At 49.3% G+C, this 15,273-nt stretch carries 13 protein-coding genes and 1 tRNA gene; 8 read left to right on the forward strand and 6 right to left on the reverse strand.

Features of this window, described 5'->3' with window-relative positions; translation table 11 throughout:
* The first annotated feature begins 41 nt into the window (after positions 1-41).
* The 4 genes from BUQ91_RS13720 to BUQ91_RS13735 all read left to right on the forward strand — a co-directional run bounded on the left by BUQ91_RS13720 (position 42) and on the right by BUQ91_RS13735 (position 2,862).
* The gene (locus BUQ91_RS13720; protein WP_072830755.1) at positions 42-803 is read left to right on the forward strand and encodes a type I 3-dehydroquinate dehydratase; all 762 of its coding nucleotides are present in this window, start codon (positions 42-44) and stop codon (positions 801-803) included.
* A gap of 77 nt (positions 804-880) precedes the next feature.
* Positions 881-1,345: a PTS sugar transporter subunit IIA gene (locus BUQ91_RS13725; RefSeq protein WP_072830757.1), complete on the forward strand. Its 465-nt coding sequence runs from the start codon at positions 881-883 to the stop codon at positions 1,343-1,345.
* A gap of 44 nt (positions 1,346-1,389) precedes the next feature.
* Positions 1,390-1,464 (forward strand) — tRNA-Val (locus BUQ91_RS13730).
* Between the two features lie 99 nt (positions 1,465-1,563).
* Positions 1,564-2,862: a TolC family protein gene (locus tag BUQ91_RS13735; protein ID WP_074209678.1), complete on the forward strand. Its 1,299-nt coding sequence runs from the start codon at positions 1,564-1,566 to the stop codon at positions 2,860-2,862.
* Between the two features lie 207 nt (positions 2,863-3,069).
* Here the strand turns inward: BUQ91_RS13735 and BUQ91_RS13740 are convergent, their stop codons facing one another.
* Entirely contained in the window at positions 3,070-4,224 is a 1,155-nt protein-coding gene (locus BUQ91_RS13740; protein ID WP_072830761.1) for an NYN domain-containing protein, read from the reverse strand.
* 305 nt (positions 4,225-4,529) lie between these two features.
* Here BUQ91_RS13740 and BUQ91_RS13745 point away from each other — a divergent pair, with 305 nt between their 5' ends.
* The 3 genes from BUQ91_RS13745 (at position 4,530) to BUQ91_RS13755 (ending at position 9,440) form a co-directional block, all read left to right on the forward strand.
* A complete protein-coding gene (locus BUQ91_RS13745; RefSeq protein WP_074209679.1) occupies positions 4,530-6,041 on the forward strand; it encodes a T9SS type A sorting domain-containing protein in 1,512 nt (503 codons plus the stop codon).
* A gap of 194 nt (positions 6,042-6,235) precedes the next feature.
* The gene (locus BUQ91_RS13750) at positions 6,236-7,765 is read left to right on the forward strand and encodes a T9SS type A sorting domain-containing protein (protein WP_074209680.1); all 1,530 of its coding nucleotides are present in this window, start codon (positions 6,236-6,238) and stop codon (positions 7,763-7,765) included.
* 202 nt (positions 7,766-7,967) lie between these two features.
* Positions 7,968-9,440 (forward strand): T9SS type A sorting domain-containing protein, encoded by a 1,473-nt coding sequence (locus BUQ91_RS13755; protein WP_074209681.1) that lies wholly within the window; start codon positions 7,968-7,970, stop codon positions 9,438-9,440.
* A gap of 175 nt (positions 9,441-9,615) precedes the next feature.
* Here the strand turns inward: BUQ91_RS13755 and glmM are convergent, their stop codons facing one another.
* The 5 genes from glmM to lysA form a co-directional block, all read right to left on the reverse strand.
* The gene (gene glmM, locus BUQ91_RS13760; protein ID WP_074209682.1) at positions 9,616-10,956 is read right to left on the reverse strand and encodes a phosphoglucosamine mutase; all 1,341 of its coding nucleotides are present in this window, start codon (positions 10,954-10,956) and stop codon (positions 9,616-9,618) included.
* Positions 10,957-10,977: 21 nt separating this feature from the next.
* A complete protein-coding gene (locus BUQ91_RS13765) occupies positions 10,978-11,310 on the reverse strand; it encodes a cupin domain-containing protein (protein ID WP_072830770.1) in 333 nt (110 codons plus the stop codon).
* 61 nt (positions 11,311-11,371) lie between these two features.
* On the reverse strand, positions 11,372-12,142 hold the full coding sequence (locus BUQ91_RS13770; RefSeq protein WP_072830772.1) for a lysoplasmalogenase family protein: 771 nt from the start codon (positions 12,140-12,142) through the stop codon (positions 11,372-11,374).
* A gap of 113 nt (positions 12,143-12,255) precedes the next feature.
* On the reverse strand, positions 12,256-13,155 hold the full coding sequence (locus BUQ91_RS13775) for a hypothetical protein (RefSeq protein ID WP_139299753.1): 900 nt from the start codon (positions 13,153-13,155) through the stop codon (positions 12,256-12,258).
* 293 nt (positions 13,156-13,448) lie between these two features.
* A complete protein-coding gene (gene lysA / locus BUQ91_RS13780; RefSeq protein ID WP_073425305.1) occupies positions 13,449-14,708 on the reverse strand; it encodes a diaminopimelate decarboxylase in 1,260 nt (419 codons plus the stop codon).
* A 401-nt stretch (positions 14,709-15,109) separates the two neighbouring features.
* Between lysA and BUQ91_RS15980 the strand changes: the two genes are divergently transcribed.
* Positions 15,110-15,235, forward strand: coding sequence for a hypothetical protein (locus BUQ91_RS15980; RefSeq protein WP_256382323.1), 126 nt, complete (start codon positions 15,110-15,112; stop codon positions 15,233-15,235).
* Positions 15,236-15,273 lie beyond the last annotated feature (38 nt).

Genomic DNA, 15,273 nt, shown 5'->3' on the forward strand with positions numbered 1-15,273 from the left:
CGTTCGTCAATAGTCGTTAGTCGATTGCTATATTTAAAACCATGCCAACAGATTCTCAGAAATACCTCGTCGGGCTAGTTGACCCCGAAACGCTTACCGCCGCTGAAAGCGAAGAGCTCCACCCGGCACGCATTGACTACGAAAGCTGCGACATCCTCGAAATCCGCTACGACTTTTTTGATGAATCCGACTGGCCATCATTAGCATCTCGCGTCCACAAAATCGCACCGAATACGATACAATTGGGCACCATACGACTCAAGCGAGATGGCGGAACATTCCCCAATGCACGCGCCACAGAACGCCCTGCCTTGTGGAAAAAGATTCTCGAAGCCGCAGACGTTCCGGAATGGCTAGACCTCGAACGCGACTGCCTCCATGACTTTGACGAACTCCGCGATATCGCCGCCCCCAAAGGCGTAAAGATTCTCGTTTCCGAGCATAACTTTACCCGAATCCCGAACGACCTCGAACTCAAGAACTACCTCACCGATGTCAAACGGGTCAAGGCAGACGGCATCAAAATTGCGGCCATGAGCAACTCCGACGACGACTGCACCAGACTCTACAAGTTTGCAAAAAAGGCAAAAGGGTTTAAATTCATCGCCGCATTCGGCATGGGCGAAACCGGAAAAATCAGTCGAATCTGGTCCCTGAAAGAGGGCGCAAACCTCACTTACGGCTCCATCGGGAAAGCAGCCGCCCCAGGTCAAATTGATGTTGCACTCATGAGAAAAGCCATCGACAGGCTCGAAACGACCACTTCACAGATAGAATTATCTTCTTTTTTAAACATATTTTAAATATACCCCTCTCCAAACAGCATTTTATTTTCTAAAATAGTTGTTTGATAGGTTCATAAAAAGGAAAAAATTACACCATGCGTCTATCTGAAAGATTTGTAGATAATTGCATCTTGATAAATTCTTCCAGTGAAACAAAGGAAGCCATTCTTAACGAATTGGTTGACACTCTCTGCAGCGCATACAAACTCGATCATCGTGACGAGATTTTCGAAGCAATCTGGACACGCGAACAAAGCCGCTCCACCGGCATCGGTTGCGGACTTGCCGTTCCGCATGCAAAGATTGACTACGTGGACCGCATGTGCATGGTCGCCGCCACCATCGAAAAGGGTCTGGATTTCCAGTCTTTTGATGGCGAACCGGTATTCCTGCTCATCCTCATCGTGAGTCCGGGAAACACCGTCGGCCCTCACCTCAAGGCGCTTTCTTCCGTGAGCCGCCTGTTGGCAGACGGAAACGTGCGCAAGGACCTCATCGCCTCGAAAACTCCGGCAGAGTTCCTTACCATCCTCCGCGCCGCCGAAGACAAGTACTTATAACCCTTGACAGCAAATAAATCCTTTTCTATATTTGCTCTCACTTCGGACGGTTAGCTCAGTTGGTTTAGAGCGCTGCTTTCACACGGCAGAGGTCACTGGTTCAAATCCAGTACCGTCCATTCGAAAAGGCTTCCACACGGAAGCCTTTTTGTGTTTGTACAAAATTTCTATCTTAAAAAACACGCAACCAAAATATACAGCTGGGGCATCTAAAAGGTATGAATTACAAAAAAGCAATCGTTCTCGGTATTTTTGCGTCAGCATCTCTTGTTTTCGCTGATGGTTCATGGACTTTAAGCGCATGTCTCAAGCAGGCAAAAGAAAAAAGCTTAAAGCTAGAATCTGCAAAAATCCGTGAACAAAAGGCAGATGTAAGCCTCGAGCAGGCTAAAGTCGGGAACTACCCCACCCTTTCGGCCAGCATCGGCAACTCCCTTTACGATTCCCCGTTCAGAGATGGTCCGCAAGACCATTACCGTCTCAGCGCAGGCATAAATGCTTCTTACACGTTGTGGGATGGCGGTTCTACGCGCCTTTCCATCAAGGCCAACGAACTGAACAAAGAAGCCACGCGCTTTTCGACAAAAGAAACCGAACGTTCCGTGCAAGAAAGCGTCCTGAACGCATACATGAACTTGCTCGCCGCCATCGAAAAACTGCACACCGCAGATGCTTCTGTTGAACTTGCCAAGGCTGAATTCGAGCACTACAACACACTGTTCGAAGCCGGTTCCATCACCAAGAAAGACTTGACCCAGTCGCAGGCAAACGTTCTGCAGAAAGAAGCAGCTCAACTCGCGGCACAATTGAGCGTCAACACTTCGAAGACTACACTTCGCCAGCTTTTGGAACTTCCCGAAAGCGAAACATTCGAGGTTACTGCTCCGGAAACAGAAATCCAGACACCGGATGCACTTACGCCAATTCCCTCGCTCGACGAACTTCAAAAAACCGCAACGGATAATTCCCCTAGCCTGAAATCCGACAGTCTTTCTATCCAGGTTGCACAGAAGAATACTGAAATTGCAGGCAAGGGCAAGTCTATCAAAGTCTCGCTCGGAGCAAGCGCAAGCACAGGCCTCCAAGCATGGGAATCCCAAAAATACGGTACCCAAATCAAGAACGGCTATTCGCATAGCATTTCGTTGAACATCAACATCCCGATTATCGATGGCGGAGCTACAGAAAACAAGGTGCTGCAAGCCCAGCTCAGCGAAACTGAAAGCGCGGTCGCCTTAAAGGAACAGGCTAAGTCCCTCGAAAATACTATCGAAAAACTTTACCTGAACGCCCTCAGCGCCGACATGCAGTGGAAGGCCGCCATTCTACAAGTCGAAGCAGAAAACGAAGCCTTACTGGTTGCCGAAGAACAGCGTAACGTAGGCGCCCTCACGTACACCGATTACCTTTCTCAAAAGAACCGCCTCGAAAGCGCGCAGTCCACGCTTACGAACGCCAAGTACACAAGCCTCTTGGCCCGCAATCTGCTGGACTTGTATCAGGGAAAGCTGGACTAAAAAAGGCGACCCCGTCCCCATTCGCGGATCATGACCACGTAAGAGCTGAATAGCATTCAAGGCGAGTGTCGCAAAATCAAGCATACTTGATTTTATGATCGAGCCGAAATTGCTGACGCGAAGCGTCAACCGCAAGTGGTCAAAGAGCACCATGGCCGGGGTGACAAACCAAAACGTGTCATGCCCCGCTCCGACGGGGCATTTTTATTACACCAGCTTTTCGGCTTCGCCTTCGGCGTACTTTCCGTACAAAATAGCGACAATGTCTTTCTTGGGAACCTTCTGACCGGTTTCCTTGAGGCTTACGCGAAGCCTGTCGAGCATGGCCTTGTCTATTTCTTTCCAATACTGGTTTGTTTCGGCAACGGTCCAAAGCTTGTCATCACCACCGCTGATGGTCACAAGTTTCGCCTTGAAAAAAGTTCCCAGAGCGCGGTTGATGATGCTGCTTGTCGTACCGGCAATATTCTTTGCAACAATTTCCTGAACTAAATCCTGCTTGTTCATCGGAACAAACGAAGTCAAGTCACAAGCTTCGGCATAAATCTTTTTGAGCATGTTGCGCGGGAACATATCCCAGCCCTTACGCTTGAGCGCTTTTGCAAGAATCATCTGCGCATCTTCTTCAACAGCGACTTTCTGCTCTGCAAGGGCAACCGTGTAAGAGCCGCCGCCCACATCCGTCATTTGCACAAAGTCCGCGGACTTTACGAAATCCTTGAACGTCTTGAAACCGAGGCGCTTTTCGTTAAACGCGTTATCGAGCCCGAGCATCTTGGGCTTGATTGCCGCAAGTGCAATCGGGCCATCTTCTTTTTGCAAAACGCTCCGGAGCATTTCCATGGAATCAATCTTTTCGGAGACAAGCCTATTTGCACGTTCCTTGGCATCGGACACTTCATCGCCGGAATCTTCATCGGCGACAGTCGCATCGTCAGTATAAATGTATCTGGAGCAAGAATTCTTGACGCACTCGCTCAACGGGGACTTGGGGCCCACACCAATCACTTCTTTACCTTGTTCGCGGAGTTTGCGGAACAGGGGCGAAAAATCGGAATCGCCCGTTGCAAGAACAATCCACTGCACCTGCGAATCGAGCGCCACTTCCATGGTATCGACTGTCATCTTGATGTCCGTCGAATTTTTACCGCTCACCGGATGGAATGTATGCACAAGTTCAAATCCGTTCTCGTTGAGCGCCGACTGCATTGGAATCAGCTGCGGCGAAGACCATTTGCCATACGCCTTGCGCACGACAATCTGCCCCAACGGCAAAAGTTCGTCCATGAGGGACTGCACGCCGTCGTGCTTGATCCAATTGGTAAGGTTTTCCGCGTCGATAAAAATTGCAATGTGGTTCATGGGTATATATATAGCATTTAGTTACTAGGCAATAGTTATTAGAATATGGAATTCAGGGCGTTGCGGGATGTGCCCGCTAGAAGGGGTGGTGAGCAACGAAGTGCGAGCCAGGGGACAACAGTACAACGCTTGCCCCTCGGAAATATTACAAATTTATTACAAACTCAATTAACCGCCCAGAAGCGTTGACAAATTGTCCATAACAAAATATTTACATTCTGTAATTATACCTCATCGGAAAATAAATTTGAATTGGGTTAAGAGGTCCAAAGACAAATTTTTTGGATTTTTAAAAGGAGTGTCCGATGAAAACGAAACGTCTTTCGTTCGTTACTGCAGCATGCGCTGCAGCTTTATGTTCCACATCATTTGCTTACACCATCAGCGGAACGGTTTCCGACGATAATGGCCAGGCCATCAAGGATGTCGATGTCAGCCTGCTTAAAGAAGGCAAGACTGCAAAAACTGATAGCCAGGGCAAATTCACCATCCACGAAGACGAAGAAGAGGTGGCAATCCACCCGGCTTACAAGAACTCCGTCGGATACGTCAATATCAACAACGGGATCCTTTCTTACTCCCAGAGCAGCACTTCTCCAGTCCAGGTGAAGATTTACAACTCCCTCGGCAACCAGGTTTTCGAAAAGAAGTTGCAGGGTTCCGGCACGTATGACTTGAGCAAGGGCCTCAACGCCAAGGGAACCTATTTTGCACAGGTCTCCGTCGGCAACGCAAAACAGAATTTCAAGTTCACGACCGAAGGCAACTACGGCAGTTCTTTCGGTACGGCTAGCGCTCTCATGAAGGACGCTCAGAAGGGCGAAGCCATCCAGTTTGTCGCAACAGACTACGACACGCTCACCATCGCGCTCAATACGCTTGACACGACTCTCAACGTGAAGCTCACGAAGACCGTGCCTCCGGCACCGACATTCAAATTCGGTTACGCATTGAAGAACGAACCGACCCCGAGTAAGGGCTGCGGCACGACATCAAAGTTGCAGAAGACCAAGAGCGTCGAAAACGGCGACCGCTTCGAAATGAGAGTCGGTAGCGACAACCGCGAATACTTCATCACGCTACCGAAGAACTACGACAACAAGAAACCTTACAAGTTGCTCTTCGCCATGCACTGCATGGGCTCTAACGCCGAAGACTTCGTCCACCACTATGCGGACCAGGACCATCCGTCTCCGTACTACGGCCAGCAGAAACTCGACACCGAAGGCAACTATATCTTCGTTTCTCCGCGTGGCGATACCGACGGCATGCCGTGGAGCGTATCTAGCGACAAGGACCACAAGTTCATCAACCAGTTGCTTACGACTCTCGAAGAAAACTACTGCATTGACACCAGCCGCGTGTTCATGACGGGCTTCAGCTTCGGCGCCATGGTCACGAACTCCATGGCCCAGGATATGCAAGACCGCCTCCGTGCAGTCGCAGTCTATGCAACCGCCGACTACAACATCTACCTGCCGAAGAACAAGGGCCTGCCTATCGCCTGGATGGCCGTCCATGGCAAGAATGACGGCACCTGCCAGTACAACCGCGCTCGTGACAGTGCACTCAAGCGCATTCTCAAAAACAACGGCAAGGCCGATGCAGAAGGCAACTTCACCGATGCCAGCGCCGAGAAGCCCAAGGAAGTCGGCGGCAGCGGCCACCTCTGCTACGACTTCACAACAGTCGACGAACGCTTCCCGGTCAAGTTCTGCAGCTGGAACGGTCAGCACCAGTGGACAGCCTACGACAACGGCAACTGGCAGAATACCTGGGTTCCTCAGGAAGTCCACAAATTCTTCGAACAGTTCTAATCAAGTTTCATAAATCAGCTCTCTACCAAAAACGACTTCCTTCCTCCGGAAGTCGTTTTTTTACAGTAAAATTCTTTTTATAGACAATTAGTCAATAAGCATAGCACTTGGCCACGCAACTTTGGACGCATCCGGATTTAGATTAGTTTATAGTTAGGTGTGTTGAATTAGGAGTCTTGGTAAAAGGAGTAAACATGAGTATCAAATCACCCAAGCTTTTCACGGCAGCAAGCCTATTGGCGTTCTGCGGATTTGCATCGGCATACACAATCTCTGGCACCGTTTCCGATGACCAGGGCAAGGCCATCAAAGGCGCCTCGGTAAACCTTCTCAAAGAAGACAAAACCGCAACGACCGATGACAAGGGCAAATTCACCATCCACGAAGAAGAAGTGGGCATCAAATCGGCCTTCAGGAATTCCGTCGGATACATCAGCATCAATAACGGTATTCTCTCTTATTCGCAGAGCAGCACTTCTCCCGTACAGGTGAAGATTTACAACTCCCTCGGCAACCAAGTTTTCAACAAGACTTTGCAAGGCGCCGGCACGTACGACTTGAGCAAGGGACTCAGCGCACAAGGCACGTACTTAGCACAAGTAACCGTCGGTAACGCAAAACAGAACTTCAAATTCACGACGAACGGCAACTACAATAGCGCCATCGGATCCAACGCAAGCGCCCTCATGAAAGACGCTCAGACAGGCGAAGCCATCCAGTTTGCCGCTGAAGGTTTTGACACGCTGACGGTTCCGCTCGGCACACTCGACACGACGCTCGATGTAAAACTCACGAAGACAGTCCCTCCCGAACCGACATTCAAATTCGGTTACGCACTTGGCAACAAGCCGACACCAAGTAAGGGTTGCGGCACAAATTCCACATTGAAAAAAGTCAAGAGCGTCGAAAACGGCGACCAGTTCCAAATCAGGGTCGGCAGCGACACCCGCGACTACTTTATTACCTTGCCCAAGAATTACGACAACAAGAAACCGCACAAGGTTCTCTTTGCCTTGCACTGCTACGGAAGCCGTGGCGAAGACTTTGTACACCACAAAGCAGATTATGACCATCCGACACCGTACTATGGCCAGCAGGTTCTCGACAAGAATGGCGACTACATCTTTGTTTCGCTGGATGCAATCGGCGGCGTATGGACTAAGGGACAGGGCGACCACGATTTCTTCGCCCAAACGCTTACGACTTTGAACGAAAACTACTGCATCGATACGAGCCGCGTGTTCATTACAGGCTTTAGCTTTGGCGCCATGTTCAGCTACTCCTTGATGCAGGACATGCAGAGCCGCGTCCGCGCTGCAGCCACCTACGCAGTCGCTGACTACAACATTTGGCTCCCCGAAGGCAACAACATGAAGAACTTGCCGATTGCCTGGATGAACGTTCACGGCAAAAACGACGGCAGATGCGATTACAACCGCGCAAAAAACAGCGCCCTCCCGAGAATCCTCAAGCGCAACGGCAAGGCCGATGACGACGGCAACTTCACCGATGCAAGCAGTGAAAAGCCCGAAGAAGTCCAGGGCAACACCGGGCACGTCTGCTATGACTTCAAAAATGTCGACGAACGCTTCCCCGTCAAGTGGTGCTCCTGGCCGGGTGACCACCAGTGGACTGCACACGACACCGGTAACATGGGTGTCGGTTGGAACTGGGAAAGCACCTGGGTCCCCGAAGAAGTCCACAAGTTCTTCGAACAGTTCTAAGAAAGCTTCATAAATTAACTCTCCTCGCCCAAAGGGCTTCCCATTCAGGGAAGCCTTTCTTTATTGTAGATCCCGCCCCCCCTTTCTACATGATTCTAAAAATTTTGTTTACAAAGACAAAGTTGTTATTTTTATTATTATTTTATTTTATAATAAACATTACCCAAATTTGTTTTAAAGGGATGTGGAAAAGGAGTGCACGATGAAGAAAGCAATACTTTCTGTTTTCTCTATTATCCTAGCATCATCATTCTCTACGGCATCTGCCTATACTTTAAGCGGAACCGTTAAAAGTGAATCTGGTTCACCAATTTCAGGTGCTTCCGTAAGATTAGCTATCGCAGGAGATTCTACCTCCACCGATAACGATGGCAAATTTAAAATTGAGAAAAAGGATAGCACAATAAGTATTCCCAAAGCCGGATTTACGCCCGGTTATATCAGCTACGAGAACGGAACACTTCATTTTGCACAAAGTTCAAACTCGCCCGTACAAGTAAGCATCTTCGACATGGCCGGTCACCAGGTTCTGAGCCAAACGTTGCACGGCACTGGACAAGTTCATTTGCGTGACGGCGTAAAAGCAGAAGGAAGTTACATCGCTCGCATTCGCGTCGGCAGTGCACAACAGGCAATCAAGTTCTCGACCGAAGGCTCTTTCAACCGTTCCTATTCTGCACAACAAGGGGGAGCGCTCCTTAAAGTCGAAGACGATTCCAAAGACACCTTGATTGTCACAGCAAATGATTACGATACACTCCGCGTTTACCTTTCCAAGCTAGACACTGCACTCGAGCTCACGCTGAAAAAGCCTGTCATTGAACAAACTCACAGCTTCGGCTATGCCATGGGCAATGAACCTACTCCGAGTAAAGGCTGCGGCAAGGACAACACGCTTAAGGACTACTTCAAGTTTACCGGCGGGGGCATTGAGCACGAAATTTACCTCACCATGCCCGAAAATTACGACAAGAACAAGCCCTACCGCCTTGTATTCGGCATGCATTACATGGGCGGTTCCGCCGAGGTTGTGGCAAAGAAGGAAAACTACTACGGATTTAGAAACCAGCCAGGCGCCAAGGAAAACACCATCTTTGTCGCACCGCATGGATATACAGATGAAAATGGCAGAGAAAATCCTTGGCGTTGCAACGACAACAAAGACCATCTCTTCTTTGACGAGTTCCTCACCTACCTGAACGAAAACCTCTGCATCGATACTTCACGCGTGTTCTCAATTGGTTTTAGCTTTGGAGCCATGTTCAGTAATGCGCTTGCTCAAGATTTCCAGCACCGTTTGCGTGGCGTGGTGGTGTTCTCGACGATGGATCAGGTGATTTACATGCCTAAGAATGTGGGCAAGCCAATTGCATGGATGGGTACTGTTGGCATGGAAGACAATCTTTGCACACCTAAGCTTGGACGCAGCGCCCGCGACAGGATTCTCAAGAATAACGGAATACCCGATGAAAATGGAGAATTCACCGACGCTCGTGGCGAAACCGCCGAAGAATATTCCGGCAGCGGCAACCACGTGTGCTACGACTACAAGACGGTTGATCCGCGCTTCCCTGTGAAGTGGTGTACGTTTAAGGGTGAACACACGTACAATCCCCGTGAAGACGGCAAGATTTGGACAATCGAAACCGGCTGGGAATTTATCACGCAGTTCTAAAAAACAACCCCGGCCAAGCCGGGGTGACGTTACCGCCAACCGAGCTAGGTAAAAAAGGCGATGCCGGAATAAAAGCAACCAAGGCGAACGCTGCGAAAATGCTTGCATTTTCATAGCTGAGCCGAAGGGCTTTGTACTTGTACAAATCCGGCATGACATCCACCGTCTACTTCTACTAGATTAGTTTTTCAACCTTAGAGCAGAGCGATTCGGCTTCTTCAGCAGTCGGTGCTTCGGCAATCACGCGGATCACGGGTTCCGTGTTGCTGGCGCGTACATGCACCCAAGACTTTTCGGAACCGAGCCAGAGACCGTCGCGTTCATCCATCTTCCAGCCGGCAAATTCAGCCTTGACCTTCGGAAAAATGTCAGCAACCTTCTTGTCGCCGAGTTCGAACTTTTTCTTCGGCATCACGTAAGCCGGATTTTCAGCCACGAACTTTTCTGGACCGCCATTGTGGTGAGCCATCCAGCTAAGCACAAGTGCTGCAGCCACGAGGCTATCGCGACCGTAGTGGAGAGCCGGGAGAATCACGCCGCCGTTGCCTTCACCACCGATAACGCAACCGTTCTCGATCATCTGGAGGCTAACATTGATTTCACCGACCTTCGCGCGGCTGAATTCGCAACCGTACTTGGCAGCAACATCTTCGTTCATGCGGCTCGTGGAGAGGTTCACGCAAACGCTACCCTTCTTTTGAGCAAGGACTTCGTCCGTCGCAATCGCAAGCGTATATTCTTCACCAATACTTTGTCCAAGGCCATCGACGAGAGCGCAGCGGTCTGCATCCGGGTCCACGGCAAAACCGACAGCGCAACCGTTATCCTTGACAGCCTTGCGCAAATCACCGAGATTTTCAGGAATCGGTTCTGCACCGCGCGGGAACGTCCCATCCGGGCTGCAATGAACGCGGACAACTTCACAACCGAGCTGTTCCAAGAGGCGCGGCACAATAAAGCTACCGGCACCGTTCACAGCATCGACAGCAACCTTAAAATGCTTGGCCTTGATAGCTTCGACATCCACGAACGGAATCTTGAGCGTACCATCAATGTGAATACCGTCGGCATCCGGGGCAACTTCGTACTTGCCCATCGTGCGGTAATCTGGATAACTGAACTGGTTAGCATCAGCGAGAGCAAAGAGCTGCTTCACATCATCCGGACCGAGGAAAAGACCCTTGTTGTTGAGGAACTTGAGAGCGTTCCATTCGAGTGGGTTATGGCTAGCGGTAATGATGATGCCCGCATCAGCCTTGAAATGCGTCGTCAAAAGTTCCACGGACGGAGTCGTCGAAAGGCCCACATCCACCACATCCACGCCAGAAAGGCGGCAAATACCAGCAACAAACTGCACGATGGCATCACCTGTCGGACGGCTATCGCGACCAATCACCACGCGTTTTGCCTTCGTGATTTCGAGGAAAGCACGCACATGGCTCTGCAAAATCTGCGGAGTAAGGGTATCACCAACGATTCCGCGGATACCAGAAATAGAACGCATAAGTTTAGACATATTTTCTCCAATAAATTAAACTTATCCAAGTTCCGGAACAGTAGCATAAAAGACTAAATCTTCCGGACCTTCATTAATCAAGCTATGGGAATGGCCCTTCGGACAGAAATGGCACTGGCCTGCTTCGACGTATTCAACTCCGTCATCGAAAAGCACCTTGCCCTTGCCCGAAACAAAGAACATAATTTCGCTGTTGGTTTCGTGCTTGTGGTAGCCGATGGAAGCCCCCTGTTCAAGCGTACCATGCATAATACGCGTTGTTCCATCAAAATACATCTTGGCCTTGTATTCTTTTTCGCCACCCTTAAAATTCGGGAGAACGGTCGTCTCCATGCCTTTTAAATCAATAATCATTATGACCTCTTTGAACGAGGAAATAATAGAATTTTAGGGAAAGAGAGCCAACCATATAAGGCTAAACGTTGCGGCGATATCCGCTCAAAGCAAGGAAAATAATGGCCGGGACGTAGAACAGCCAAATAAAGTTATTCGACACAACTGCAAGGATTTCACGGGTCGAATGGTCTGCGCCCGTAAGCAAAGATATTCCTGTTAGCAAGTCGCAGCAAACAAAGCAAATCATCCCAAGCATAATCCGGAACGCACTCCCTTTAGGGAATAATTTCTGTTTTGATGCCCTGCATGCAGCAAACAGCGAACAACTCAGCGTCGGAGCATAGACAAGAACTGCCATGAGCATCAGCGAATCCAGCACATGAAAATACGCAAGGAAAACCATCGAAAAAATTGCCGCTAGCGGAATACAATAAATCCACGGGAACGTCCAATCGGAATCACTTGTACGCGTATGGCGGTAAATAAAAATCATCTGTGACAAAAAGAAAAATACGATTCCAATCGTGATGAAATTTTCGCGGTTGTCCGCAGAACCAAAATAGTTGTACAATATCTTAAAACAAAAATCAGCACACAAAATCAAAGCAAAACTAGCCTGTACAAAGAAGCGGTCTCGCCTGCTTATGGCATGGCGCCCAATCATAAACGCAATCAACGTTGCAATCGCTGTTACAATAAACTTGGTTATATTCTGAAAATCACTCGAAGAGTCAAGACAAGATTGCACGGCGCCGCATTGATAAAGCACATACCAGTCGCGCCCAAAGAACGCGACAAACAAGACCGCGGCAATAGCAACAAGAATTGAGACTATCTTCGAATACACCATATATATAATATAGACTGAAACTCCCCAAAAAAGCAAATGAATTTTTAGCAAAAGAATGTGGAATTAAAATAACCGCAGCAAAGCCGCCAAATTAAAAGGCGCCTGATTCCGGACTATTTTTTCGGCTTTATCTTAGCAGTCATGTAACTGAGCACAAGGTTTTGCCATACAACATAGCAAGTCGGAGCGAGCGCCACCACCGGGCCAGCGTAAAGGCTAGAGACCCAAATGACAAGCGTCGTATTCTTTTGGCCCATGCTCTGCGAGCCTTCAATCGGACGGCGACCACGTTCGCAAACCCAGCCAAGCCAGAACTGCACAATGCAAAGGACCAGCGAAACACCAGCCATAAGCGGGAGCTTACCACTGTTCCACAAATCGGCAAAGCCCATCTCGCGGATATCAAAGCTCGCTTTCGACAAAATAATGAACACCGAGAACGTCCACACGAACATCGTGTACTTCTGGTATTTGGCGGCGCGGTCGGCAAGTTCCGGATAAAAGTTGCGCAGTCCAAACGCAAAAGCAAGCGGGATACTGATAATCGGCTGGATTGTATTGAAAATCTTCACCGCAATTTCGGAGAGATTTGCCTCGATTCCCGTCAGATACCCAAAGACAATCGGAATGCTAAAGCAGGCAATCAAATTTCCGCTGAGGAAAATCTTAAGCGCGAGTGATGCGCTACCACCAAGCATCTTCGCCATTGCAGGAGCGGCGTTCGCCGGCGGACAAAGCGCAATAATAGCACCACCCAAAAGAACCTCTCGCGGAAGATGGAAAAGTTCGACAATGCCCCAGAGAATCGCAATCATGATAAGGCTTACAACAAACGCACGAGCCTCGATTTTGAAAGTGTAGCCATGCGTCTGCGGCGGAATCTTCGTCACGAACGTAAGGAACATCATGATGCCGATAGTGAACGGCAAGAGCGGCGACAAAAAGTGCGCCTGAGGAATGAGGATGCCCGCAAGAATTGCGATGGGCATGAGAATCGCGCGTAAATTTCCCATAGTCTTATTTCCGGCGGCAAAGATAGAAATTTGATTTTTGAAAATCAAGAAAACACATTATGCGGGCGGGGCCCCAGCTCGGAGTTGACGCCTACGGCGTCAGCGGCTTCACTCGGTCATGAACGCCTGCTAGCAGTCGTTCGCGACTCTCGTTTTGCACGCTACTGCGAAGAAAATACCTTGGCCGACGCTCCATTCTCGCAACAACAACCATTTTTCACAACTTTACCACTTTATCTCTATATAAAGAAAGCGGAGCAATAGCTCCGCTAATCTTGATTATATCAAATCAACTACAATTCAATAATTCTGTCGTTCTGCAAGAGCTGTTCGAAAGTCTGGCGTTCACGAACGAGTTTGATTTCACCCTTCGTGTACATCGTTTCGGCTGCATAGCGACGGCTGTTGTAGTTGCTGCTCATGGCGGCACCGTAAGCACCGGCATCATGGAGAATCAACAAGTCACCGACCTGAGCCTTCGGGAGCTTGCGCGTCACGACAAAGCCGCCTTCTTCCTGCGTGAACACGTCACCGGATTCGCAGAGCGGGCCTGCGACAACGGCATCAACAGTTTCGTTGAGTTCACGACCGTCACGAGCGACCACAGAAATAGCGTGGTAGCTACCGTAGAAGCTCGGGCGAACGAGATCGGTAAAGCCAGCATCGAGCAAGTAGAACAAATTATTACCCTGCTTTTTCACAGCGCGGATTTCGGCAACGAGGTAGCCGCTTTCTGCAACAAGGTAACGGCCCGGTTCCACTTCGAGGTGGACATCGTGACCGATGCTCTGCTGGATACGCTTGCGGGCGTTGTCCCACAAATCGTAGTAGGCCTTCACGTCAATGCGATTGCCCTTTTCTTCTTCGTGATACGGAATCGGGAGGCCGCCACCAGCGCTAATCGTGCGGAGGTGAGAACCGAGGTGACGGCTAGCGTCAACCATGGCATCGCAAACCTGTGCGAGGTGTTCGAAGTCCGTACCGGAACCGATGTGCATGTGCAAACCGGTAATCCACATGCCGTTGCTCTGGGCAAGCTTGATGCAATCCTTAATCTGTTCGTGCCAAATGCCGTGCTTGCTGAGGTCGCCACCAGTATTCGTCTTGCGGGAGTGACCATGACCAAAGCCCGGATTCACGCGGATCGTGAGTTCAGACTTCACGCCGAAATCAGCGAGTTGCTGGATCATGTCCGGAGAGCCCACGTTCACGGCGATGTCGTACTTCTTCACGAGCTCGAGAGCATCGCGGTCGAAGATGTCAGCTGTGTAGACAATTTCAGGAACCTTGCCCTTCTGCTGTCCACCTTTGAAACCGGCCTTGAGAGCGCGTACAATTTCGCCAGCGCTCACAGCATCGACCACACAGCCGAGCTTACGGATGAGCGAAACGACAGAAAGGTTCGGGCAGGCCTTCTGAGCAAAGCGCACAGTGTCAAAAACCTGCACGTCCTTTACAGCACGTTCAATCGTTGCACGGTCATAAATCCAAAGCGGGGTGCCGTATTCACTGGCCGCTTTCAAAAGCACTGAATCAGGGATGGAATATTTCATACAGGCGCAAATTTAGCAAAAGTGAGCAAGGCGAACAAAGCGTGAAAACTTGTTTTCGCATTTTTGAGCCGAAGCCACGGACGCTAAAAGCGTCAAAAGGCGAGCGATGCGCGAGTCAAACTTGTTTGAACGAGCATATTCGAGCCGAGCTAAATGCGTGCAAATTGAGTTTTTTAGTCGAAAGACTAGAGACAAGAGAATGAACTAAAAATACAGCGTCTCCGTTTTTACAAAAACCGTAAAACGTAAAAGCCAGCTATCGTCGAAATTTATAGCCCATTCATTAATCACAAACTTAATCTTACAAACTTACTTTAATTCGTTGACAAAATTATAAGCAATTTGTATTATTCGATTTTTCATAAAACTGGGCATAAACGCCCAAAACCAGGAAAACAAAAATGAAAAAAGAGTTGGAACAAAAAAAGAATTACCAGGCCCCAAAATTGAAGGTCGTCAAGCTCAAGCGCCAGAGCAACCTGCTGCGAGCTAGCGAACCAGACCCGTACAAGGGCCCCCTCGGCTAGAAAAAAATTATTGCGTCGAACGCCTTGTTCGACGCTTT

Origin of the sequence: Fibrobacter sp. UWB11, from assembly GCF_900143015.1 — a bacterium.
Taxonomy (GTDB): Bacteria; Fibrobacterota; Fibrobacteria; order Fibrobacterales; family Fibrobacteraceae; genus Fibrobacter.